We start from the raw sequence: 24484 nt of genomic DNA, 5'->3' as shown, positions 1-24484 counted from the left end.
GGTTTCATTTACCCGAGTTTTAAATCACTTTATATTTGTGTTTTTTCTTCAATAGGGCTAATTGCTTTCAGCTGCATCGTTATGACGGCTGCTATAACGGCTTTGATGATGTCCCCCGGAAGAAAGGCTAACGCTCCGACAAGTCCAGCCCAGATCGACGTATTGGTTATTAATGCCATGACTGGTGCACCAATCAGACTCACTAGTAATACACCAAAGATTATGTTGATCGCTATCAGCTTCCAAGTTCGGACCTTCGGCCAGATTTTTTCAGAATACCAGCCGATAAGGCCGGCCGCGATAGGGAAGCTAAATATGTATCCTGCAGAAGGACCAATGAGCACTGCGATTCCGCCGCGGCCACCAGTCAGTACAGGCAGTCCAATGGCTACCAGAACGATGAAAATGACTAGACTGAGGGCGCCCATCCGTTTCCCCAGAAAACATCCAGCTAACATGACGCCAAGCGTCTGGGCAGTGATCGGAACGGGGATGAAGCCGAGGGGGATGGGTGGAATCATGCCCAGCACCGCGATAAGTGCTGCGAATAATGCAGCATAAATAAGTTCTTTTGTCTTCAAAAAATTGACCTCCATTGGATATAAATAATTGTATTCTGGTTAGTAAATACGTCCAGTAAGCTGAATTATAATGGAGATATTCATGATTGTAAACCAAAAATTAATTTATAGTTCACAATAGAATGAAATACCAAGCTTGAGTTTTTCCAATTGTTATATAGAATTAGAGTATTCAGTCGCAATCGTTGGATGTTATTATATTCAATGGGTTTTGGTCGGAGAGTTATACTTTTGGAGGTTTAAGTTCATGACAGTAAAAGAACATATTCTTGCCTTGCTCGACAGTAATAAGGGTGAATACTTTTCTGGCGAGGAAATAGCCGTTCAGTTATCCGTGACGCGCAGCGCTGTCTGGAAAGCCATAAAATCGTTACAGACTGACGGATATTCCATACAAGCTGTAACTAATAAAGGATATTCCATGTCACCTCAAACAGATATCCTATCTGCAAGTGCAATTTCAAAATATCTGGATACCCAGGGGCAAAAGTTACGTTTAGAAGTCTTTAAGACACTATCTTCAACGAATGAAGCAGTAAAAAGTCTTGCCTCAAATGGAGAAGCTGAGGGTAAGGTGATCCTTTCCGAAGAACAGACCGCTGGACGCGGGAGAATGGGCCGAAAATTCTTTTCTCCACCAGGAACGGGTATCTATATGAGTATCCTGCTGCGTCCCAAGCTGTCAGCAACAGATTCCGCTCTGCTGACTACTTGCGCCGCTGTTGCAGTCGCCCTTTCCATCGAGAGCGTATCCGGTAAAGAAACGCAGATTAAATGGGTGAATGATGTTTTTATGGAGGGAAAAAAGGTATGCGGGATCCTTACCGAAGCATCCGTGTCGCTGGAAAACGGCTGGCTTGATTATGCCGCTCTTGGTATTGGTATCAATGTAGCGCTACCTTCCGACGGCTTTCCTAACGACCTTACTGAGATTGCAACAACTGTAATTTCTGAAAACAGTTCTTATGGTGATCTCCGCAACCGACTGGTAGCAGAAGTACTGAACAATTTCATGGGATATTATGAGCAATTAACGGACAGATTGTTTCTTTCCGAATATAGAAAACGGTTAATTTCACTTGGTAAACCCGTAACAGTGATAAAGAATAATGAACAGCTTAAGGCAACAGCCATTGATATCGATAACGATTGCCATCTGAAAGTCAGATATGAAAATGGTGACGAGGAATATCTTTCAAATGGAGAAGTCAGCGTTAAAATTTAGCTATTGTTCTTTTTAAGATAGGCTAGCTTATGACGTTTTTCGCAAAAGAAGCCACCTAGTAGGCGGCTTCTTTTGCGTATATGTTATTCATGGTAATCTTCAAATTTAAACATGGAGAAATCATTTTTCAGTGGTTTATTATTGCAAATTATTTTTTATCCAGCTAAGCAGCGACTCTTCCTTCGGAGCCCAAGCAAGTAGATTTCTTGCATGGGTGGCACGCACACGGCTGTTCGAGGCGATAGCAAAACGCGCCCAGTCTCCAAGTTCTGCTATCGCTTCGTCTGCGGGCCAGCTTATGGTCTTGCCCCCAAAGCCTAACGCCTCGCTGACAGATTTGGCGATGTCCCCATAAGATTCCTCCCCATTTTCGGCAAAGAAATACGATGCAGACGGTGCTTTTTCGAGTGCCAATACATACAGTTGTACCAAATCTTTGATGTGGACATTAGACCAGCGATTTACGCCTTTACCTACGTGAACGCCTGCCTGTAGCTCTCTCGACTTGCGAATAATTTGCGGCAATTGATCGCTTTCCACAGGCAACGCTAGTGCATCACCATAAATCATAGATGGGACTATCACGATACTTCTCACCCAATCCTCAATTCCAGCCTTGCGTACGAGGTTGTTGATCGCTACGCGGTTTTCTCTAATATCCATAGGCACAAATGGTGTTTCCTCGTCAAAAATTTGTTCGCTCGCCGTTTCGCCACGGGCATCATCCCCTACCACACTTGAACCCGATGTATGCAAAAATGGTTTTCCACTTCCACGTAGAGCAGCTATAAAAGTTTCAACTGCCAGCAAATGATCTGAATCGGCTGTGTGAATTACTGCATCGCTGAGCTTAGCATATTTCGTTAGCGTATCCGTATCTTCCAACGTGCCGAGTATAGGCTCTATACCAATATCCCTTAATGCTTCCACCTTATCGGGATTGCGAATCAGACCGAAGACAGTATGCCCGGCATCAATTAAACCTTTAGCCACCGACCCGCCGATATAGCCTGAAGCTCCTGTGATAAACACTTTCATAATAATATTTCCTCCTCATCTATGCTGTTGATGCTTGTCCATTCGACAAAGTGTGGTGCCAGTCTCAATTATTTATTAATTTTGCTGCTTCTTTATTGTAAGCTCCAAAACATAAATAAAACAAATTATGAAATAACCATTTATTCATAAATTATTTTATAAATAATACTAGCTAATCCATCTTCTTTTCTCTTAGGATAGATATGATCTCATGAATCAGAGGCAAATGCTTATTCTTTAACTGATAAGCGATATATAACTCGTTTTTTACTTTTAAATGCTTAAAAATAACTTTTGATTTGCCTTCTTTTAACGAGTTTCGCAAGAGGTATGTAGGTATGACACTCAAGCCCACCCCGAGCTCAACTGCCTTCAGGATCATGTGTAAATTAGGAATGATATGAATAGGTCTAATTTCAGGACGTTTCTTAAAATGTTCTCTCCAAATTCTTCTTATTATCGGTAATTCCAAGCCATAGCTGATCCATTTCTGTTCAGAGAGCCATTGCTCTTCAAGCTTCAGATTATCAAATTCAAGGATTTCATAATTGCTTGGAGCTACTATAACAAACTCTTCATCCATTAATTTCAAATACTCAATACCGGGAGTTTGGAACCTTTTTGACATAATGAGAATGTCTAGCTTGTCTTCCTTCAGGAGCTCTAGCAATTGCTCGGAGGTTCCAAAATGCGAAATGGTGCAAGTATTAAAATCAGTAAGTTGTGGCAGTATTTTTTCACTAAAAAACTCATGCGCAGCTCCCAGCTTGATCACACTCAGAGTAGGCAAAGAAGCCGATTTAAAGCTCATTGTCGTATTCTCTAATGATTCTATAAGTGGAGCGAGCTGGGAATATAACTCCTTTCCCCGCTCTGTTGGGGTGATTTTTCTAGTCGACCGAATAAATAAAGTTTCTCCCACCTCCGCCTCCAAGGCGGCTAAGTGCTGACTCATGGCTGGCTGCGTCATCATGCGGATTTTTGCGGCTTCAGAAATCGATTGATACTTATATATTGTGCAAAAGCTTCTATACCATTCAAAATCAACCATACTCTAGGCTCCACCTTTATACTGTAAAATTTATATTAGAAGATGAACTTAATATATCAACTTAAGACTCTGTATTCTACTGTGCTAAAGCATTTAAATCCGGCTGCATCTTGTTCCGCAGAACATACAGCATGATGGCACCAACAAGGAACGCAACGGCATCCGAAATGACGAGCGACCAGACCACACCATGGAAACCATTCATTCGATTGGCTATATACAACACAGGAATCAGAGTAACTCCTTGAATAATTGACATTATAAATGCAGCAGTTCCTTGCGCTGTAGCTTGGAAGATCCCGGTAAACAACGAAGTCATTCCTGTAATGAACAAGGATAAGAATGTCACATGCAGAATGTAGCTGCCCATTTCAATTAATTGCGGGTCATTCGTAAATAAGCCAATTAAGTGGTCGGAAATCAGATAGACGATAACGCCGAACACGACAGCTAAAGCTATTATCGCTTTGATCGTGAATCCGATAGTATGCTTCATGCGTAATTTATTTGCTGTAAAAGAGAAGGCAATGAGCGGCACGACACCTTCGCATAATCCCATCAGAATACACTCAGGTAATTGTAATAAACGTGATGAAATTCCGAACCCCGCTATGGCTTGATCTCCATATTCGACAAGAAAATGGTTCAACACGAGTGACATTGCACCCAAGAAGATGCTCATAATAAAGACAGGGATTCCAATTTTGAATACATTGCTTAGTATATCCTTGGTAGCTTTGAACCATTTAAAAGAGACAGTTAAGAATTGGCTTTTATAACCCAAATGGTAGGCGTAGAATGCACTCGCAACCAAGTTAGAGATGACCGTAGCAGTCGCAACGCCAATCACGTCCCAATGGAAGACGAAGATAACTAGCGCATCGAGAATAATATTCACGACAACACTTAGAATCATCCCGATCATCGATGTGATTGCTGAACCTTCCGAGCGCACGATATTCTCCAATGTGAAGCATAATACAACGAATGGTGAGCCGATAAACATAATCGTTACATAGTCCTTAGTAAATCCGAAGGAGTCGGGCGTCGCTCCCAGACCATGAACAATTGGATCAATCAACGGGAGGCCAACAGCCATCACGATAAGACCGATAACTAAACTGCTGTAAAAAGCGAATGAAGATACATGCTTAACATCATCATATTTTTTCTCCCCTAGCAAGCGGGAGATGAATGTACCACTGCCCATGCCAATCAAATTTCCTAGCGCCATAATGATCGCGAATAACGGCAAGGTTAGTGCAAGTGCGGTTAACATAGCCGTATTGCCCAGTGTGCCAAGGAAATAGGCATTCAAGATGGAATATATGACACTCATTGACATGCCTAACATCATCGGTATACCGAAGTGAGCTACGGCTTTTGAGATGGGTGCTTTTTCAAAGTAATGGAGGTTTTCTGCATCCATGTGGGTCACCACTTCCTTCATCTATTTAGTATTCAAATTACTTAGAATTCTAACTATTTATTGAATATGAACCATGACGCAGCAACAACCAACCCCGTACCGTAACATCGACTTTACGGGGTTGGTGTGCGAAATTAACTGTTCTTCAGTTTCCAAGAAAGTACGTCATTGCGCCGCCTTTGCCGTTCAGCTTTCCTTTGTAAAAGGCACGCCACTGCTACTGTTTGACGAAAAGACTTTGCTTACTTATCGTCCGGATCATGTGACTGGTCTGGTGACGAATTTCTTCCATCTCTGGAAGGCCAGCCGAATCCGCGCATATCACGATGCCCTTCCCCGCCAAAACCAGGGAACCTTCCGCTAAAGCGTTCGTCCCTAGAATTCCCCCACATTTTTTGCATTTGTCCACGCATGGCCATTAGTTTTTCGAATTCCTCTGTTCCCATACGCTCCTTTGCAGCCTCCATCCACATAGCCATTACATCACGTTCTCCGTCCGTTCCAAGCTCTTCTTCTAAAGCCATAATAACGCGGGTTAAGTAATCCCCGAAAGCAATCTGCTCTTCTGAAGATAGGCTAGAAAATATGTTGACGCTGTCTATCTCATGCCCCTCTTCCTCTTGTCCTTTTTGGGTTAAGTAAATCAACATGATACGTTTGTCTGTTTCTGATGGCTTACGGGTGATATATTCGGCTTTTTCCAATTTTGCAAGCAATTCATTGAGGGATGATACACGGATGTCCAGCATATAGGATAAATCTTTGGTGCTGATACCATCTTTCATCCGGAGAAATGCCAGTATCCTTCCTTGCCCGCGGGATGTGTCGGCCATAGGGCCAACAGCAGCGTGTGTTTTTAAGTGTTGTCGTTGCAGCAGCCATTGCAGTTTCGCGAGTTTTTCGTATAATTCAGTATTCATGTCCATATTGAATCCTCCATAAAGTTTGTATGGTACCTGTTAATCTTTGTGACGGTACCTGTTGGTTTTTATTATAACGGTACCTGTTAGACATGTCAAAATGTTTTTTACAGGTACCGTTAGTATGTTGTTAATTGTTATCGGGACAATGTAGCGGACAAAATTACTTACATCCTTATTACATTTTTTATCATATAATTACTGTAAGTTCGCTTGCACGCTATTATAATTGGTGTTTATAACAGTAACACTTATTCGGGTTTGTTTTAAAAATATCTGGAGGTGACTTGATTGAAATTATTACAGCTCAGTTTAGCTGTTACTTTAGCGAGTACCCTATTATTTGGTCCTTCGTATCCATCTTTTGCAGCGTCTACTACAATAAACTCCCCAGTTCTATTGCAAATCAATGAGTACAATATTCTCTACACTTATCCAAAGCAACCTTATATTGATAGCAAACAAAGATTAATAGTTCCCCTTCGTGCAGTAAGTGAACTACTAGGAGCTTCAGTGTCGTATAATGCCGAATTAAAACAAGCAATAATTGAAAAGAATGGTAAGAAAATTATTTTAACAGAGAATTCGAATAAGATAATAGTAGATGGTGTAGTGAAAACAATGGATACTGTTCCAGTAGTATACAAACAATCTTTTATGTTACCTATTCGTGTACTGTTGGATAATATGAATTTAAGGGGAACTCACGATAGCCAAACGGGTATTTTGCACTTGGAAGATGAAGCGATCAACGGATTTAATATTGTAAAGTCTATTAAGGAATCGGACATTCCTCCTGATAGAATTGCTAATCAGAATGGAATTTTACCAACCACTTTTGATTTGACGCTGAGTGAACTAATTGAAAATAAGCTTCAGCAGGGAAATATCAATTTAAGCGCAAAAAATATTAGTGGAATTTCTATACCTAAAGGTAAAGAAGATCTACATGTTATTGTTATATTTAATAATACCTTTCAAATGGAAGCTGATCTTAACCCAACAACAGAACAACTACGTCCTCGTCCAGCCCTCATAAAAGATCAAGTATTTCAGCAGAAAACGGAGTTTACAGCAGGCAATTATGGCGACTATTTAAAATATATACTAGTAGTGGGCAGGATTCTAAAATAAGTAAATACAATTCACGAAACGCAAAACGAGCCTAAAAGTGATTTTAGAGGCTCGCTTTTGTCTTATTTTACAAGGAGGGGTATTAATATATGAAACACCCTATTCTAAGTAAAAAATCGCTCATTCTAATAATTTTTTTGATATTCCTTATAGGAATATACTTTTTATTCTTCGGATTACCATGGAAGTCCATAACTCATAAAAAACAATTCGAAGTCTATTTAGAAGATAAGTATCAAATTGACTTCAAGTTAAAAAAGATGGACTATGATTTTATGCACAGAACATACCTTACTTATGCATATCCCGTGAGTGACCCAACTTTAGTTTTTTTTGTAGGTCAAGATATTGAAAACAAAGAAATTCATGATCTTTATCTATATGAACTAGAAAAACGTATGTTCAAATAGGTTACTAGAATAACCGTTGAGCTTTGATCAGTTTTCTTTTTTTATATCTTCAAGCAAACCTTCAAACCATTGAATATTTACTATATGGTGGGAAAGTGAATTTTCTAACATTTTTTTAAAATAAGCAGTGATATTTTCATCGTTCTCAAGAGATAGCTGTATTAAAGAAATCTTATTTTTAGTTTGTTCGATTTGTATTTCTATTAATTTAGTTAGCTCTTCTTTTTTATATTCATCTGAAAATAACATTGCTACATAAAAAGATAGGTTTATATAGTCTGTCTTAGACCCATATTTGAACATCAACTTTTCAAACTCTTTTTCCCCTAATTCCGTGATGTTATAATTATGTGTCTCTCTGGTGCTGTCTCTTTGGTCAACTTTTACAATATACTTTTTCTCTACTAATTGCCCAAGATTATAATAAAAGGACCCTTTGGTGAAATTCACTATATATTTATAGTGTTTTTCTTCCATTAAGGATAACAATTCATAACCGTGAGCCCCTGGATTTTGTTTTAATAATCCTAAAATCAGTAATATTATCAACTCAACGCCTCCGTCAAAATGCTACTAGGTTTAATCATTGTTGATTTGTATAAACTTGGCTTGAAATTCGTCAAATGATATTTTTCCTAAAGCAAAATCCATACTCAATATATACATTTTTTCCGCTTTAGTGTGTGTTCTTGCATTATGGAGACTTAACAACTCCTGTTCATTAATTAGCGGCTCAAGTACATGTTGCTTATTAATAAAAGCTTCAAAATATCGCAACCCAAATTTTCTTTGAGATATTGCATCGATATGAATACCATCCGGATTAGAAGTTAAACCTGAAGCTGTAACAAAGTAACAATCATCTTGTTCAAAAGCAAATTTTTGTAACTCTTGATTCATCAACTCGTATTCAGTGCAATGTTTCCCAAATCCTTCTTTGCCTAAAAAATCCCCTAAACCACCAATTATAAATGGAATATTTGTAGCATCTAACTCTTTTCTAAGCGTCGTAACCATTATAAGTAATTTCTGATAATAGACTTTATAGTTGCCATTACTACTATCACTTTCTCCTTGATGCCATAAAATCCCCGATAATTCACTATTTTGCATAGCAAATTTAGTTTCTTGTAATGCATGTTTAAAAAGTGCCCCATCTACAGCCCATTCATCAATGGTGCTCCCACCCTCAGCACAAGGAATTAAGCCAATGATGTCTTCTTCATTTTCACGACACCATGCATCCGAAAATGATCCTGCCAGACTTATTCCAGAAACAGGACGGTCATAATTAATAGGTTCAGCCATCATTTGCCATCTGCCATTACGTAGCATTTGGATTCTCTCGTTATAAATTGGGGGTACTTCATGTATAAATCCTCGTCCAGCCATATTTGACTGTCCAATCATTAGAAATGATTTGATCATTATTCTCATCCTCTCTTCAATAGTCTAATTAGACTGTTTATATTATTAGTCTAATTAGACTATTTGTCAACAAATACGCTTTTATTCTCTCCCTCTTTATGAAATCAAAAAAGCTGATCTTCAAAAAGATCAACCTTTGTATTAAGTATTAACATATCAGAAGTGAGGTAATACCATCTAATTCTGATACGATTTCATATACTCGCGTCCGTCTGCCTTACTTTGAATAGGGTTCCAAACCTGAGCAAAGAACGGTTCACGCTTCGCACGTTCTTTGTAATTCCAGCTTTCGAGCTCACACTGCGGGCAGAAATGTCCACCTTCTAGCATAAGCTTGGGGCTAGCCGTAAAGGTATGGTCGAACGCACATTTGAAATCAAGTTTGCCTGCCCAATTCCCCGTTTCCATATCTGTTGAAAGACATTCACCACCACGAAATTTCGCAGCACCCTTGATATCTTCAAGATTTAATTGCGATGTTGGCTTATTCTCATCATACCCGTGGTCAAGTTTGATGACTTTATCCCAATCCGCGAATTTCTTCATTTCAGACACCTTTGCAGGAATCGCCTCCCAGTTGTTCTTGCTGCCCCAATAAGCGTCTATTTTCTCAATGTCATTTTCCTCGATAAAACGTATCGTTCCTCGCTCTTTTACTGCTTGCTTTTTCATCGTCCGCTTAATCATCGCACCCATCAATTTTTGACCTCCGGGCAATTTAGTGATGACTTTCGCAACAGGCACAAGTGCGCCTAGATTATCGAGGTAGCTTTGATAGAAATAATCTATTGAATCTCGGCGAAAGTGAAAATAGTCCTCCAGCTTATCAGAGTCCAGATAATATTGTCCGTGAAAATTCCGTGTTGCATACCATTTAGGATCTATCACATAATCAAGATTTGTTAAACCTAACTTACCATAAAGCACCTGATACATCTCAAGCGTGCTGACTCGACAGCTCTCGCCCCCGCCAATGTTGTAAATATGTTGCCAAAATCCTTCATTTAGTTCTCCGTCTATATCCGAGATGCAGAGGTTTCGCATTAAACGTCCTGAATCCCGATCTGATACGTATTCAAGCACATTTTCTAGGCAGCTATGGAACATAATAGGGTCTTCTATCTTGCTCATCGCTGGCCCCATAATACCTGTTTGGCGGAGGCTCACCCAATAGCTTAGTCCTGATTCAATTACCATACGCTCGGCGGCAATTTTCGAAACGGCATAGTAGTCATAAACACTTGGTTTGAGAGGGTCGCCCACACGTCCCCAATGGATTGGCGGCATACGGTCACCCGTTTCCGCAATTGTACCGATATTTACGAAACGCGTTACATGGGCACGAACACTTTTCTTGATGGACTCGACGATGTTCTTCGCTGAACCATAATTAATCTGCATCGTTCGTTCGGGAAACTCATCTGCAGCAGGAGATACAAAGGCTGCTATATGGAGCACAATGTCGGCATCTTTCACACATTCATAGACAAGGTCGCAGTCTAGTAAATCGCCATAGACTACTTTAACACCACTTAGTCTCTCATATTCTTTCAGCTTTTGGCGACTGGTTGAATTGTCTAAATCAAAGAGTAACAGCTCGCATTTCGCTAAATCGTTTCTAAGAAATTTCAATGTTTCGCCACCCATATTGCCCGCTGCACCTGTTATCATGACTCGTTTTTTCTTTACCATATTCTTCACCTGCATTATAAGATTATTGACAAGTCATTCGTCTCCCTTCAGAATACAGACACAGTGTCTATTTCACAACCACCAGTTGATTATCAAACTGATGTAATATAGACAGTCGAAGATATTCTGTCGATTAGTTTAAAAAAATTTTTATAGGGGGTGAATCAACAATGAATCAACGTGAACGGTTAACCAAATTGCTGCTGAAGCAAAGCTTGATTCGTCTGCTCAAAGAAAAAAATATAAGCCAAATCAGCGTAAAAGAATTATGCGCTTCAGCAGGCATCAATCGCTCTACCTTTTATTTGCATTATGCAAATGCATACGATCTGCTTGAACATGTTGAGCAGGAGATTATTGATAACACAAATGCATATCTAGAAAAAATCGAAGCTAATGACAATGGCATCACTTATATATTGACCTTCTTAGACTACATCAAAAAGAATGATGATTTATTTGCCATCATGCTACTCAAATCAAATGATAACGAGTTGTTTTCAAAACGTTTGCTTAATGAAGTACTGATGAATATTGACACTTTCCTTCAGCTTGACGTTCCCGAAAATATGAAGCGTTTTACTTACGCTTATTTGGTTAATGGAAGCTTAGCAATTATACAGGAATGGATATTAGAAAATTTCATTATATCAAGCGATGAATTGGCTCAACTTATTTTCTCTTTGGCGGATCATTCCTTATTAACGTTTAAGTCATCGGAAACTTGAAGTAATAGTCACCAGACCCAACTAGTAGTTTAAGGCCTTCTGACATTTGTTCCACACTGGATAGACCTATGACTTGTTCTATTGGTGTCCCAGACTCCAAGATACTGTCCTGATTCATCGTTGGAATAATAATCTCAGCTGTTGTATTGGATGGAATCAGCACTTGCATTTCTACTGAATCTTCGTTCTGTTTTTCCAAGTTACCTTGATCGTTCCATGGACAGATTCAAGCGAAGCATCAACCCACGTCAAATGTTCCCCGATCTGCGGCTGGATCCGTATTTTTTTATAGCCTGGTTCTAATAGTTCGATGCCACCGGCAGTGCGATAGAGCCAATCTCCAATAGCACCGTAAGCATAATGGTTTTAGGAGTTCATATCATCGCTCCAGAACGAACCGTCCTGTTTTATTCCATCCCAATGTTCCCAAATGGTTGTAGCCCCTTGGATTACAGAATATAACCAGGAAGGATACTCTTTCTGCAGTACCAATTGGTAGGCTACATCCGTATAACCGAATCTAGAGAGGACTAGACACAGATAGGGAGTTCCCACAAAGCCGGTCGTTAGGTGCACTCCATTTTCTTCGATATGGTCGGCTAGCATCTTGGCCGTCCGATGACGATCCTTTTCCTCTAATAAGTCAAACATAAGGGCAAGTGTATACGCAGTTTGTGTCGGTGAGGCCACCCTACCATTTGGCGTTACGAACTCTTGACGGAATGCCAGAACAATCTTCTCATGCAATGCTTCATATTTTAAGGCATCTTCGGGTTTTCCAATGACAGCCGCTGTCTTAGCTAGCAATTCCGTTGAATAAGCATAGAACGCGGTAGCGATCAACTCTTTTGGTGTTGCTCCGACGTAGCTGTTTTCTTTGGCATCCAGACCTAACCAATCTCCGAAGTGAAAACCTGTATTCCATAGATATTCGTCTTCACCTTGCGCCCGAATATACTCGACCCATGCTTTCATACTTGGATATTGCGTTTTCAGCACACGAATGTCCCCATAACATTGATAAAGCGTCCAAGGACAAATCACCGCGGCGTCTCCCCAAGCAGCAGAGCCGTATCCTGCCGTTGGCACATCGGGAATAACATGCGGAACTCTTCCGTCTTCTTCTTGATCTGCGGCCAAATCCTTTAGCCACTTTTCAAAGAACGGAACTACATTCATGTTGTAGGCAGATGTGCGAATAAAAACTTGAGCATCCCCCGTCCATCCCAATCTTTCGTCTCGTTGAGGGCAATCTGTCGGGATATCTAGAAAATTCCCCTTTTGTCCCCATAAGATGTTGTGCTGAAGCTGATTCAAGAGTACATCTGAACAGTTGAAGTTTCCCGTTTGCTCCAAGTCCGTATGGATGACGCAGCCGATGAATTGTTCCAATAATTGATCTAGCGGTATGCCAGTCACTTTTACATAACGGAATCCTTGGAAGGATAAATAGGGCTCAAACGTTTCTACCTCCCCGCCATGGCATATATAAGTAACAGTTTGTTTTGCAGATCGTAAATTTCCGATGTAGAAATTCCCCTCGCGGTCCAACACCTCAGCATGTTCTAAAGTAATTATTGTTCCAGCTTCAGCATGAACCGTAAATCTTACCCATCCAACCATATTTTGTCCCATATCCAGCACGTGTTCGCCTTTAGGTGTAGTAATGACTGCAATAGGCTTGATGGTTTCTATAACCCTGGTCGGTTCGTTTTCCTGAGCAACCAATGAAGTCTCTGGACGGTCCTTGAGAATAGTCTTTTGCCACTTTACATCCTCAAAACCGGGAGAAGACCAACCTTCTACCTCGAGCCTCGCATCATACGTTTCGCCATGATACAATTCTGACATCAAGAGTGGACCTGTAGAAGTACGCCAGTTGTCATCCGATACAAAGATTTGTTCCGAACCATCAGATAATGTGACGTGTAGCTGGATAAGCACAGCACGATCCTCACCAAAGATGTCTTTCTTTCCTTCCCAAGCTAAATATCCTTTATACCACCCGTTTCCCACCATGCAACTAAGAGCGTTATTGCCAGCAGCAATCAAAGAAGTCACGTCATAGGTCTGATATTGAAGCCGTTTATTATAACTGGTCCAGCCAGGGTTAAATAACGTGTTATCTGCTGGTTTACCGTTTATATATAAGCGGTACATCCCAAGAGACGTTGCATACACACGCGCTGATACAACATTATCAGGGATTGAAAATTCCGTACGAATATAGTCGCAAGGATCAGCCCCATTCTCTTGGTGATTCGGAGGTGCTGCTATCCATTTTGCCTGCCACTCATCTACCGATAACAATGCCGTTTCCCAGTGCGCAGGTTCACTCCATTCTGAAACTATCCCATGATCGTCCCAAGCTCGAACCCTAAAGTAATACCGGGTGCGGGATTGTAAGGCGGGACCTTCGTATTCAATATGCACATTGCTATCCGACTCTACCTTTTCAGAATCCCATATGATTTTTGAAAAGAAATTGTGATCATTTGCGACTTGAACTTGATAGGCTGATTGGATAAATCCCCGTATTTCTGTGCTGATCCACCAACTAAGCCGCGGATGTAAATCATCAATCCCCAACGGATTCTTTCTATAGTTCACTTTAAGATTTGTAACTTCAAAATTGGACATTTGTATCAACCTCCTATATTCATCCAGTAACCTGCCGGAACACTTTGAACTGTATTCATAGATCTTTGATCCGGCAGCTATTTCTATTGTATGAGTTGAGAGAATTTAGAATTGGGGGTATTTCAGACATTTTTATAGGTGGATCTAGACATTCATTCATTAGTTTCGTACGATATGTCTAGCCTTAGCAATTTGAAAGGGGCCACGATTATGAGTATCAGACGCAGCACTTTTGTCATGTCTGGAGATAGCTTTTTCGAGCCTGGTGTGCCAATTTATGTGAACAGGGCTTGCGAAACGTTCGAATTGAATGCGCATTCCCATGAGTTTATCGAAATTACTTATATCAGTGTAGGAGCAGGCGTTCACTACATTGACGATGAGGCTGTTCCTGTCGAGCACGGTACGTTATTTTTTATCCCCATTGGACGCAGTCATGTATTTCGACCTAAGACCCCGATGAAAGACCGCCCGCTCATCGTTTATAACTGTTTATTTCCAGTAGAGTATTTATCAGAACTTCAGGCTACCTTTCCTCACGCTACAGATATTTGTGAATTTTTCACAGACATGCAATTGCTATGGTACTCTATGAAAGATGTCAATGGCGCATACCATATAATGTTTCGTGAACTGTTTCGTGAATTCTCGGCAAAACCGCCAGGATATCTAGCTGTACTCGATGCTCTAGTCGTACAAATATTAACAGGCTTGTTTAGACATCGATTGCAGATTGTTGCGCCATCAGGGGATAAGCCGCAATGGATGGCAGTGGATGATGCGATTGCATTTATAAATTACAACTATGCCAATGGGCTTAAACTTAGTGATCTCGCCAGTAAAGCGAACCTTAGCGAACGGCAATTCAGTCGCCTTTTTCAGCATCAGACTGGAATGAGCTTTACAGATTATACGCAAAGTATTCGAATGGATGCTGCATGTCGTATGCTTTCAGGAGGTCATAGAAGTGTAAGTGAAATTGCCGCTGCAGTTGGATATGCTGATCTCAAATTTTTTCACCAAATATTTAAAAAAAAGATAGGAATGAGTCCCCGACAATATAGTAATTCTATTCGAAGTGAACACTAGCTTCTAACATTCAAGATAACAAAAGCTGCCTAGCAATTGCTAGGCAGCTTTTCCTACTTATCACCGGCAAGTGTAAGCCACTTGCGATTGTGATGCTCCTGAACTTCAACGGGGGTATCAAAGAAATCGCTCAACACATCCGACTGCAAGCAGTTTTCTGTCTCATCCCCTTTGTAGATTTCTCCGTTCTTCACCAGCAAAGTATGTGTAAAGCATGATGTTATCTCCTCGATATGATGCGTTACATACAGCAAAGTTGGTCCGTTCGGTTGCTTCGTAATCTTCTCAATCATTTGTAACAGCTGTTCTCGGGCAAAAATATCGAGTCCTGTGCAAGGCTCATCAAGGATCAATAGATCTGGATTGGCCATAAGTGCGCGTGCAATGAGGACCTTCTGACGCTGACCTTGCGACAAGGTATCGTATGTACGAGCGGCTAAGGAAGAGCAGTCTAGAAATTCCATCAGCTCCTCGGCTTGCTTTTGATCCTCTTCATTCGTCTTGTCATATAAACCGATAGTTGCGAATTTTCCGCTGAGGACGATGGTCAGCGCAGTCTGATGGCCGTATAGCTTCTGTTGCAGCGAGGTGCTGACCCAACCGATTCGCTTCCGTAACTCTCTAAGATCCACATCGCCAAAGCGGTGGTCTAGCACTTCGACTTGCCCAGTCGTCGGCCATATATAGCCGTTTACTACGTTCAGCATCGTCGTCTTGCCTGAACCGTTTAGTCCGACGATACACCAGTGTTGCCCTTGTTTCACTTCCCAATTCATATCGCGTAAGATCATTGTTGTATCACGTTGCCATGATACATTTTTGAGTGATATAATCATGCCCAAATTCCTCCTCTACATGAATGTCTATATTGAACTTAAAGCTCAGAAAGTGTTCCATTTAAAATTTTGAGCGTCGATTGTACTGCTTGATCTGAATCCCCATTTTTAATAGATTCATATACTTGTTCATGGTAATCGGATTGAGGATCATGGGAACTATAATTACGGTTTAATTTACTCATTGCATCTGACAAAATATGAGTAAACGTTCTATATAAGTCAATGATTACAGCGTTTTTACTTGCCATTGCTACAGCCATGTGGAATTCAATATCCGATTTGGCATACAGTTCACGATCATTCTGCTTTAGAGCCATATCTCTTGTATCCAAATGTTTTCGCATGTTGAATAAGTCAGTGTCATCATGCCGTAGAGCTGCTAATCTTGCGATTTCTAATTCAATCATTTTTCGAGCTTCAAAGACCTCAATCAATTCTGCACGAAGTAAACGATGGGTAAGTGGTTCTTGAATAATAGGACTGGATTTTAAGTAAGTTCCAAAACCCTGCTTTTTCTCCAATAGACCAGCATGAACTAACACACGGACTGCTTCTCTTATCGTTGATCGCCCTACATTAAATAATTTCATTAATTCAGGTTCTGGAGGTAATTTGTCTCCTGGCAGGATTGTTCCTGTTGAAATTTTTTGTTGTATTTGATTAACAACATCGTCCACTAACTTAGTGGCTTGAACGGGTTGGAACGACCCCTTTTCAAACATCTGATCATCTCCTCTTTTTGCAGAATAACATGATATTCTTTACTTAACAAGTAAGATTTTGAAGTTTATAACGGTCATAATGGGAATAAAAAAGCAGCTAATCATTTTGATTAGCTGCTGACGTAATTTATTTAACTATCCCCTTATTGCATGTTCACTCAATTTTATTGCCCTTTTTCCATTACCGCAAAGTAGTTATTTTCACCGTCTGCGAAATTGAATACTCTTCCACCGGGAATTTCTACAATATCTCCAACCGTAACATTTTTGTCCTTCAACTCTCGATTCAATTGATCAAAATTATCCGAAAAGAACATTAAAGAAGGTGTTCCGAGATTCATTTCAGGATTCATTTGGGCAACCAACTCTTTATTATGAAGAACAATACTAGTCGCTGCACCTTTCGGAGCAAGCTCGATAAATCTCATAGGGCCATTTGTTTCGTCTAAAATCACCTCAAATCCTAGCTTTTCTGTCCAGAATTTTTTGGATTCCTCTTGGTTATTTACATATAACATAATTTGTCCAATTTTATTAATCATAAGTTATACTCTCCTTCTTAGTCGGGATAATTTATTGCTTTTACAATATACCTCATGAAGAATATTCACGTCAAGGAATATTAATTCGAACTCCCCTTTTGCAAATATAAGTTGGCTTTGTTTCCGGAGGTTGTCCATATCCCCATATTATTTACTTTCTTTTCCTACATTAAACCGAATTTCAGACCAGCGAAAGAGAACATCGATAATTATTTTTATTTTTAAATACCTCTACAATATTTCAATATAACCTTCTGTTCCATTCACACGAATTCGTTGCCCGTCTTTTATCAGCTTGGTGGCATTTTCCACTCCGACAACTGCTGGCAAGCCATATTCACGAGCGATAACGGCTCCATGGGTCATCAGTCCGCCAACTTCGGTGACCAGGCCTTTAATAGATACAAACAATGATGTCCAGCCAGGGTCAGTAAAGGCGGTGACTAATATATCGCCATCTTCCAGATCTGCCTCTTCCATGTTTAAGATGACACGAGCTCGTCCCTCTATTACTCCGGTAGAAACAGGGAGACCTATAATCGCTTTGTCTGGCAGATTTTCTCGTTTGTATTCACCTGTAATAATTTCACCATCAGATGTGATTACACGTGGCGGAGTAAGTTTTTCAAAAAATTGTAATCGTCTTTTCTTTTACTGATGATCTGATCATCCAGTTTATTTGTGCGTACGACTTCGTGAAGTTCTTCAAAAGTGAGATAGAATATATCTTCTTTTTCATGAATAACGCTAGCTTGTACAAGTTGTTCGGCTTCTTTCAGTAAAGCCTGCTTATAAATGAAGTAGCGGTTAATCATTCCGTATTTTGGATATTCACGGTAACCGATATAATTCCGGATAAAACTGATTACTCGTTTTGTCTCTTCAGCTTTTAGTTCTCCATCCGGTAATTGCTTCAATCGATCTAATAACTCTTGTTCTTTTTCTAAAGCCTCCTGTCGGCCTTGCTCAAATTTCCGATTGCCAGCATTAGGCTCAAAGTTTTTGATATTACTGAGAATCATGGGGACAAGTGTAATCGGCTTTTCACTCCAACGAGTTCTCGAAATATCGATTTCACCGGCACATCGCATTCCGAATTTGTTGAGATAAGCATAGATTGCGTCTTGAGTTGCTTGTCCACCATCAAACTTAACCAGTTTATCCAAAAAACCATCATCTTTTACATGTTGTAAATAATCAACTATTTCCGGGTAAGGACGAATCACATCTGCAACATCCAAAAGCGCCAGACCCATTTCTGAGGTAATGTTGTTTGGTACAGATTGAGAAAGCATATCTGCTGCGTTTTTTTCACCTAACCACTCGTACATTTTTTCATTAATCCATGACGAAGCGTTCATAGCAGTCATAAAAACCTTTGTACTTTGTGGGTCAGATAAGAACTTCTTTAACTCCTGGAGATCTTCAAGAATAAAATCAAATAGATCTGCTCCTGATTTCGTTCGGATGTTTTGTCTTAATTCTTCTATCGACGTTTGACTGTTCTTAATCAAATCAGAAACGATTGCCGGATCATTTTCGATTAATGCTTGAAAACCTTCTGACGAACTATCTTTACTGCTATTAACGGGACTCTGTTCTTTTCTATCATCTGGTAACGATTTTATATATTCTCGTTCTATTAGGGTCATAAATGCGTCTTTTATGAGCGGATCGGATTTCCCAAGGGTATTTATGAAATTTTCTCTGCTGACAGGTGAAGCCAGCATATGTGTAACATCAACAAACAACCTTCCACCGGCCTTACGCATGGGTGCAGGAGTGATTAATAGGTAAAAAGACAATCCTAATGGTTTCATGGGATCCGTCATCATTTGTTGATGACCGACAGATACGTAAACGTGATTTTCTTGATCATTTACTTCAGGGATCGGGTATAAAGTAGTGATTGGCCGGCTTTGAACAATATAAAAAGTATCATGATCCAAACACCATTCGATATCTTGTGGACAACCAAAATAAGCTTCAATCTCTCTACCTAAACGTGCCAGTTGTAAAATTTGTTGTTCGGAAAGGGTTTGAGTCTTTTGCTGATCGAGATCGATTTTCAGGGTCTCTGTTCCACCTTCTTTTAATCCATAGATAGCCAATTTTTTGGTTGCTATCATCATATCGACGATTTCCTCTTCCTGTACTTTATAACAATCGGCAGATACCAAGCCAGAGACCAGAGCTTCGCCAAGCCCAAAACTGGCATTAATAGATAGCAGCTTTCGATTAGAAGTCATCGGATCCGCTGTGAATAAAATCCCTGAAGCCTGAGGGAAAACCATCTTTTGCACGATAACAGATAAATATATCTGTCTGTGGTTAAATCCATTTTGCATGCGGTAGATTACCGCGCGATCCGTAAATAGAGATGCCCAACATTTGCTGATATGCTGCATGATTGCTTCTCTTCCGATGATATTTAAATAGGTGTCCTGTTGACCGGCAAATGAGGCATGTGGTAAATCTTCAGCAGTTGCACTAGAGCGTACTGCATAAGCCTGTTCTTCACCAAGTTGGGAGAGATAGTGAGTAACTGCTGTCACAACATCGGAAGGAATTTCTACTTCCATGAGGAGTTGTCGAAGCTTCTTACTGATTTCACCAATTTGCTCTCGATCGTCTACGTTTAATATGGATAGTTGATCCAATAAAATATGATACTTTTCGTTCTTTTCGATGGCTTTTTGGTAGCCCACTGTTGTAACACAAGATCCTCCTGGTACTTTTATTCCTTCGATAGTTGATAATCGCCCTAAATTCAACCCTTTTCCGCCCACGAGCAAAAGCTGTGTGGTTTCTATTTCCTGAAAACCAAGAACCAATGAACTCATACAATATCTCTCCTAACCATTAAAATGAGAAAAAAATTTGACAAGATTTTGGCTGCATGGTATATTAATAATATAAGATGCATTAACTATACCTTTATATTTTTTATAGTCGTAATCCGATTATATCATCGTGTCTTTTTATATGCAATATAAAAGAACCTGAAAGCTATTCAGGTTCTTTTTTGTGTTTCCCGCTATTATTTGTTATTCAAAAACCATGGTTTGAACCGAACTACAACCCATAGACTTCAAACTCATAAATTCGTGCTGCTGTATCGGCTCCTTGGGTGGGCTTAAGAGTTATTAATTTTACATAGCGAGCTTTCACCAAAGCAATCGCGTCTGTCGACTCAGCTGCCGAGTTTCCTTGCACGTTTACAACATCCGTCCAGTTCGTTCCGTCGTTACTCACCTGAATGGTATAATCGCTTGTATTAAACCCGGACCATTCTCCTCCACTCTGAGCATGCTTGATGATAAAAGTGCTGATTTGATGCTCGGCTCCTAGATCGACTTGTAGCCAATGAGGCAGATTTCCAAGTGCACACCATTTGCTATTATCCGTCACTTTACCGTCAACTGCGTTTGGTGCGCCTTCTTTGTCTCCACATGCATGATCGGCTGTTGCAGGTTATCCAAGTGCTAAATTCTTCACCGCACCAGCTTCCTTACTCACTGTAATGAGCGCCTTTTTCATAATTGTGTCTTGGCCCGAACTGTTGGTTGCAGTTAGTGATACCTTATATATGCCCTCCTGATTGAACGTTACAACCGGGTTTTTCGATGTGCTGACAGCTGGGCTACCGCTTTCGAAGCTCCATGACCATTCTTCTGTCACTTCGGTCGACAGGTCGGTGAAGTTTACGCTCTCACCTGGAGCTACCAAGGTCCGATCTGCCTTGAACTCTGCAATCGGCTTCGGATAAGCTGGCCAGCTGATCTTCGCGCTGGAGGCCTGACCTTGCTCGTATCTTCCATTGATTGCAACGACCTTTAATGCTGTTAGTGTTTCTTTGTCTATTCTTCTCATCTCAGGAACGTAAAACACATGATTTGGCGTTGCGCCCAATAAAACCTCACTACCATCTGGAAGTACTCGATAGATTTCGTATTGCTTCACCTGCTGATCAAGTGCTTTCCACTCCAATCTAGCATCTCCATAAATTCCATCGCGGAAATCGGATTGAGTAACCTTCAGATCGCGAACCGCCGGCAGCGTTTTGATCGGGTCGTTGGCATTTTGGATGGAGAGCTGGCCAATTTGAATACTATAATTACTAATCGTATCCTTGGAATCAAAATAAAGTGATACTGCTACGATTCGTTTCCCTTTGTATGGGGTCAAATTCAAAGTTTCGGTAGTCCAGCCTGGTGCTGTCTTATCCTTCACATTAAGAAAGATAAATTGGTCTGGTTGGTCTGCAAAAGCAAGACCTACCTTCAAGCTAGGCTTGTTCAGCGTTTTATAAGTAACCGATAGCTTTGTGCTTGCTTCGATTTTAAGGTCTGTCTTGTAGAGCTTCAGATGCGTTGCATTGTTATGGCTCAGATCACCTGAAACCTTCAGCGAACTGCCACCGTAATACGCATCGGACCAATCGAGCTCTGGAGTAAGTGAAGTTCCTTTGCTGTCTGCGATCCAGCGCCATGTTGGCAGGATATCCTGCAGGCTCCGGTTATTCCATCCCTTATCTCGTACCTGCTGCCCTCGGACATAATATTTCTGCCCGCTTCCTGTATTGAAATTGGTGATGAAAGGTAGCTTATTTACAGGGGATGATTCTGCCACATTGTTCGCGATTCCTTTCCAGGCCTGATCGCTCACGGTGTTACCCGGATTCCCGTTTGGCCCCACCCAGAATTTGTTCTCGCGTGCGAAGAAATCCTCCATGCTTTCTGCGCTGTTGAAAGACCAGTCTGGACGGTAGATACCAAGGGAAGTGACGGCAGGTTGACCATCCGGAAACAGCAGATTCCAGTTCACATTCGTATCGTAGCCCTTGGCTTCAACATCTATCCCTGCATACAGGTCATACGGACTTCTATCTAAACTTTTGGCCTTCTCTGCCGAGCTTTTAAGATCTTTCCACCAGAAGTTCAGGAACATATTGTCTGTTATTTTCTTATTATTGTCTTGCAGGAACATTGCATTCTTGTCATTTAGCGCATTTTGCCAACTGATACTGCCCTCCTTGGTCATGGAGTCGTACCATACGATTTGCATAGATGCAGATTTGTGCGATTCTAGATAACTTAGGAAAGCTTTCATTTTCTGGGCATCAGCTGGTGTTCCACCCTCAGTCTCCTGGTTAATAAACCAACCGTCAAATCCGTAATACTTCGCAACCTGGATCAGCTTATCTGCGGCAGGAAAGGAACCGTCGCTGTTCTGCTGAAGCATTTGCTTCACCCATTCAAATTTCCCTCCATAAACAGTTGGCGGGAAGAACACCGTTCCGACGATCGGTACCCCATTTTTATGTGCTGCGTCGATCGTATCAGCGCTTGGTGGTACGATAATTCCTTCACCGGCAGATCCGCCCCAATAGACCAGCTTGTCAACATATTGCCAATAAGAAAACGTATTAGCTCCAAATTTGTCTGATCCCTGTGATGGCACACCACTTGTTCCCGAGTTCAGTGCTGATAAAGCCATAACTTTTGGCGCTTTTGTCGCATGAGCATTGACTCCATCTGTCACAAAGCGGTCTTGCAGCGGAATTGTACTTCGGTTGAATACCGCATCCGGGTCGGATGCAGGACTCCACTGAAGCAATTGCTCTGGAAACCAGTAGGATGAATAAGGCTGTTTAGCGAACGCAGTAGTGGATAATGCTACGCACATCACAAATAAGAATATAAAACCTGCACCAATCTTTTTCATGCCGTACTCCTCCAATCGATTATTTTATGATTGCGCTTACATTTTATCAAGTTGGACAAAGCTCTAGATAGTGGATTAATGACAAGTCCAGGTGCAAATATTACAGATTGTAAGTCTGAAGCTAGTATCAGACAGCACTCCATAAATAAAAGAGCCCTCATTTAAACAAATGGGGGCTCTCAATCTTTTTATGTCATTTAGAATCAATACTGGACTTGTTTGGGATTTCAAGTTATGTATCCTGACGTTAAGGATTCAGATTTAAAAGAAATTGCCGTGTGTTCTGATAAGCATCGTTCCATCCCATTTTAGCATAGAAGCGTAGTCCGTCGAGCCCCTTGAAATAATAAGCTCCCATTAGCCGCTCTTTAAAATAAGGTATCTTTATGCTGGCTTTCTCTTGATTGATTTGATATGTCTTAATGACATCACTCCACGGCATATGCCGATCGAGAATCGCAAGGTCTATGAGAGAATCACCGTACATGCAATTCCCATCGATGATGCCGGTAATTCGTGTTCCATCGGACAAAATATTCCACTGTTGAAAATCTCCGTGTATAAAGCTTCTGTACGATTCATTATAGGGTACGTAGTCCATCAACCGACCGTATATTTCTTCATATACATCTCTCTCCAAGCAAGAAGTACGGAAGAGATCATGCCAGTTCTCCCAGAATGTTCCCCTTTGATCCTCTGCATTTACGGCAACGACGAAGTCTTTCCATGATACATAGGATCCGTTGCCGTCAGCAGCGATCCACCCATAGCCGTTAGTTGACCCAATATCTGCTTCAGCCATTTTTTTCAAAATACTAATAATCTCAGGCAACTGATGAGTTTGTTCCTCTGCTGTGAAATCGGATAGATTCCGTCCTTCCATTCGTTCCATGATTATATAGGTTAACTGGTTAATTCTCCCTATCGCCAAACATTTGGGGAAAGGGATGTTTTGACCTGAGAGCAAATGGGATACATAGTGTTCCGTTTCATATGCTCCTTCCAGATTACTGAATTTCACAACATACCCCTTCCCTTCGTGGTTGAATGAAAACACATTACTTATGTTGCCGCCAGAAAGCGGTTTAATCTCAGTTGAACCAGGCCCAAGATGATTCTCTAATACTTTTTCAATTTCACTTATGGCCAATTTGGGTTTCTCATACATCACCATTGCTTCAACTCCTATAAATCGAATAGTCTCAGATCTGTATCCTTTGAGGACTACTTCAAAATTTTCTTAGCCTTTCGTTTCCTAATACGATCAATTTACGTACAGCTTACCAGAT

At 40.8% G+C, this 24484-nt stretch carries 21 protein-coding genes and 2 pseudogenes; 5 read left to right on the top strand and 18 right to left on the bottom strand.

What is annotated here, in order from left to right; all coding sequences use genetic code 11:
* Positions 1 to 29 precede the first annotated feature (29 nt).
* Positions 30 to 581, bottom strand: coding sequence for a biotin transporter BioY (locus H70737_RS14855; protein ID WP_042188400.1), 552 nt, complete (start codon positions 579 to 581; stop codon positions 30 to 32).
* Positions 582 to 828: 247 nt separating this feature from the next.
* Between H70737_RS14855 and H70737_RS14850 the strand changes: the two genes are divergently transcribed.
* Positions 829 to 1806: a biotin--[acetyl-CoA-carboxylase] ligase gene (locus tag H70737_RS14850; RefSeq protein WP_042188399.1), complete on the top strand. Its 978-nt coding sequence runs from the start codon at positions 829 to 831 to the stop codon at positions 1804 to 1806.
* Positions 1807 to 1944: 138 nt separating this feature from the next.
* On the opposite strand, the gene H70737_RS14845 is transcribed toward H70737_RS14850, so the two are convergent.
* The 4 genes from H70737_RS14845 to H70737_RS14830 form a co-directional block, all read right to left on the bottom strand.
* Positions 1945 to 2844 carry an NAD-dependent epimerase/dehydratase family protein gene (locus H70737_RS14845; protein ID WP_042188398.1) on the bottom strand — a complete coding sequence of 300 codons (900 nt, stop codon included), beginning with the start codon at positions 2842 to 2844 and terminating at the stop codon, positions 1945 to 1947.
* 172 nt (positions 2845 to 3016) lie between these two features.
* A complete protein-coding gene (locus tag H70737_RS14840) occupies positions 3017 to 3895 on the bottom strand; it encodes a LysR family transcriptional regulator (RefSeq protein ID WP_042188397.1) in 879 nt (292 codons plus the stop codon).
* A gap of 76 nt (positions 3896 to 3971) precedes the next feature.
* Entirely contained in the window at positions 3972 to 5324 is a 1353-nt protein-coding gene (locus H70737_RS14835) for an MATE family efflux transporter (protein WP_042188396.1), read from the bottom strand.
* Positions 5325 to 5566: 242 nt separating this feature from the next.
* Positions 5567 to 6250, bottom strand: coding sequence for a MarR family winged helix-turn-helix transcriptional regulator (locus H70737_RS14830; RefSeq protein ID WP_052404298.1), 684 nt, complete (start codon positions 6248 to 6250; stop codon positions 5567 to 5569).
* A gap of 285 nt (positions 6251 to 6535) precedes the next feature.
* On the opposite strand from H70737_RS14830, the gene H70737_RS14825 reads away from it, so the two are divergent.
* Positions 6536 to 7378 (top strand): copper amine oxidase N-terminal domain-containing protein, encoded by an 843-nt coding sequence (locus tag H70737_RS14825; RefSeq protein WP_042188395.1) that lies wholly within the window; start codon positions 6536 to 6538, stop codon positions 7376 to 7378.
* A gap of 89 nt (positions 7379 to 7467) precedes the next feature.
* Positions 7468 to 7788, top strand: coding sequence for a YfjL-like protein (locus tag H70737_RS31660; protein ID WP_042188394.1), 321 nt, complete (start codon positions 7468 to 7470; stop codon positions 7786 to 7788).
* A gap of 27 nt (positions 7789 to 7815) precedes the next feature.
* On the opposite strand, the gene H70737_RS14815 is transcribed toward H70737_RS31660, so the two are convergent.
* The 3 genes from H70737_RS14815 to H70737_RS14805 form a co-directional block, all read right to left on the bottom strand.
* Complete coding sequence (locus tag H70737_RS14815) at positions 7816 to 8337, bottom strand: PadR family transcriptional regulator (protein WP_042188392.1); 522 nt, start codon at positions 8335 to 8337, stop codon at positions 7816 to 7818.
* Between the two features lie 30 nt (positions 8338 to 8367).
* Complete coding sequence (locus H70737_RS14810; protein WP_042188390.1) at positions 8368 to 9216, bottom strand: sialate O-acetylesterase; 849 nt, start codon at positions 9214 to 9216, stop codon at positions 8368 to 8370.
* Between the two features lie 177 nt (positions 9217 to 9393).
* Positions 9394 to 10908, bottom strand: coding sequence for an NAD-dependent epimerase/dehydratase family protein (locus H70737_RS14805; protein WP_042193931.1), 1515 nt, complete (start codon positions 10906 to 10908; stop codon positions 9394 to 9396).
* 170 nt (positions 10909 to 11078) lie between these two features.
* On the opposite strand from H70737_RS14805, the gene H70737_RS14800 reads away from it, so the two are divergent.
* Positions 11079 to 11636: a TetR/AcrR family transcriptional regulator gene (locus H70737_RS14800; protein ID WP_042188388.1), complete on the top strand. Its 558-nt coding sequence runs from the start codon at positions 11079 to 11081 to the stop codon at positions 11634 to 11636.
* Here the strand turns inward: H70737_RS14800 and H70737_RS31230 are convergent.
* The 3 genes from H70737_RS31230 to H70737_RS14795 all read right to left on the bottom strand — a co-directional run bounded on the left by H70737_RS31230 (position 11617) and on the right by H70737_RS14795 (position 14276).
* Positions 11617 to 11835 carry a hypothetical protein gene (locus H70737_RS31230; protein WP_231573269.1) on the bottom strand — a complete coding sequence of 73 codons (219 nt, stop codon included), beginning with the start codon at positions 11833 to 11835 and terminating at the stop codon, positions 11617 to 11619. The genes H70737_RS14800 and H70737_RS31230 overlap by 20 nt on opposite strands.
* Positions 11808 to 11900: an alpha-L-rhamnosidase C-terminal domain-containing protein gene (locus H70737_RS31225; RefSeq protein WP_231573486.1), complete on the bottom strand. Its 93-nt coding sequence runs from the start codon at positions 11898 to 11900 to the stop codon at positions 11808 to 11810. The genes H70737_RS31230 and H70737_RS31225 overlap by 28 nt, the downstream gene beginning before the upstream one ends.
* A gap of 102 nt (positions 11901 to 12002) precedes the next feature.
* Complete coding sequence (locus H70737_RS14795) at positions 12003 to 14276, bottom strand: family 78 glycoside hydrolase catalytic domain (protein WP_231573268.1); 2274 nt, start codon at positions 14274 to 14276, stop codon at positions 12003 to 12005.
* Between the two features lie 210 nt (positions 14277 to 14486).
* On the opposite strand from H70737_RS14795, the gene H70737_RS14790 reads away from it, so the two are divergent.
* Positions 14487 to 15365, top strand: a complete 879-nt coding sequence (locus tag H70737_RS14790; protein ID WP_042188386.1) for an AraC family transcriptional regulator — start codon at positions 14487 to 14489, stop codon at positions 15363 to 15365.
* A 53-nt stretch (positions 15366 to 15418) separates the two neighbouring features.
* Here the strand turns inward: H70737_RS14790 and H70737_RS14785 are convergent, their stop codons facing one another.
* The 7 genes and pseudogenes from H70737_RS14785 to H70737_RS14760 all read right to left on the bottom strand — a co-directional run bounded on the left by H70737_RS14785 (position 15419) and on the right by H70737_RS14760 (position 24369).
* On the bottom strand, positions 15419 to 16201 hold the full coding sequence (locus H70737_RS14785; RefSeq protein WP_042188384.1) for an ABC transporter ATP-binding protein: 783 nt from the start codon (positions 16199 to 16201) through the stop codon (positions 15419 to 15421).
* 38 nt (positions 16202 to 16239) lie between these two features.
* On the bottom strand, positions 16240 to 16926 hold the full coding sequence (locus H70737_RS14780; RefSeq protein WP_042188382.1) for a FadR/GntR family transcriptional regulator: 687 nt from the start codon (positions 16924 to 16926) through the stop codon (positions 16240 to 16242).
* Between the two features lie 164 nt (positions 16927 to 17090).
* Positions 17091 to 17468, bottom strand: a complete 378-nt coding sequence (locus tag H70737_RS14775) for a VOC family protein (protein ID WP_042188380.1) — start codon at positions 17466 to 17468, stop codon at positions 17091 to 17093.
* A gap of 231 nt (positions 17469 to 17699) precedes the next feature.
* Positions 17700 to 20311 (bottom strand): annotated as a pseudogene (gene ppsA, locus H70737_RS14770) (phosphoenolpyruvate synthase).
* A gap of 232 nt (positions 20312 to 20543) precedes the next feature.
* Positions 20544 to 20906 (bottom strand): annotated as a pseudogene (locus H70737_RS31220) (discoidin domain-containing protein); the annotation flags it as partial.
* 36 nt (positions 20907 to 20942) lie between these two features.
* Positions 20943 to 23195, bottom strand: coding sequence for an endo-beta-N-acetylglucosaminidase (locus H70737_RS14765; RefSeq protein WP_231573266.1), 2253 nt, complete (start codon positions 23193 to 23195; stop codon positions 20943 to 20945).
* A gap of 247 nt (positions 23196 to 23442) precedes the next feature.
* Positions 23443 to 24369, bottom strand: a complete 927-nt coding sequence (locus tag H70737_RS14760) for an aminoglycoside phosphotransferase family protein (RefSeq protein ID WP_042188378.1) — start codon at positions 24367 to 24369, stop codon at positions 23443 to 23445.
* Between the last annotated feature and the right edge of the window lie 115 nt (positions 24370 to 24484).

Source organism: Paenibacillus sp. FSL H7-0737 (assembly GCF_000758545.1).
Classification (GTDB): Bacteria; Bacillota; Bacilli; order Paenibacillales; family Paenibacillaceae; genus Paenibacillus_AQ.
The sequence above is the reverse complement of the archived record's forward strand: the minus strand, read 5'-3'. Positions and strand labels throughout refer to the sequence as shown.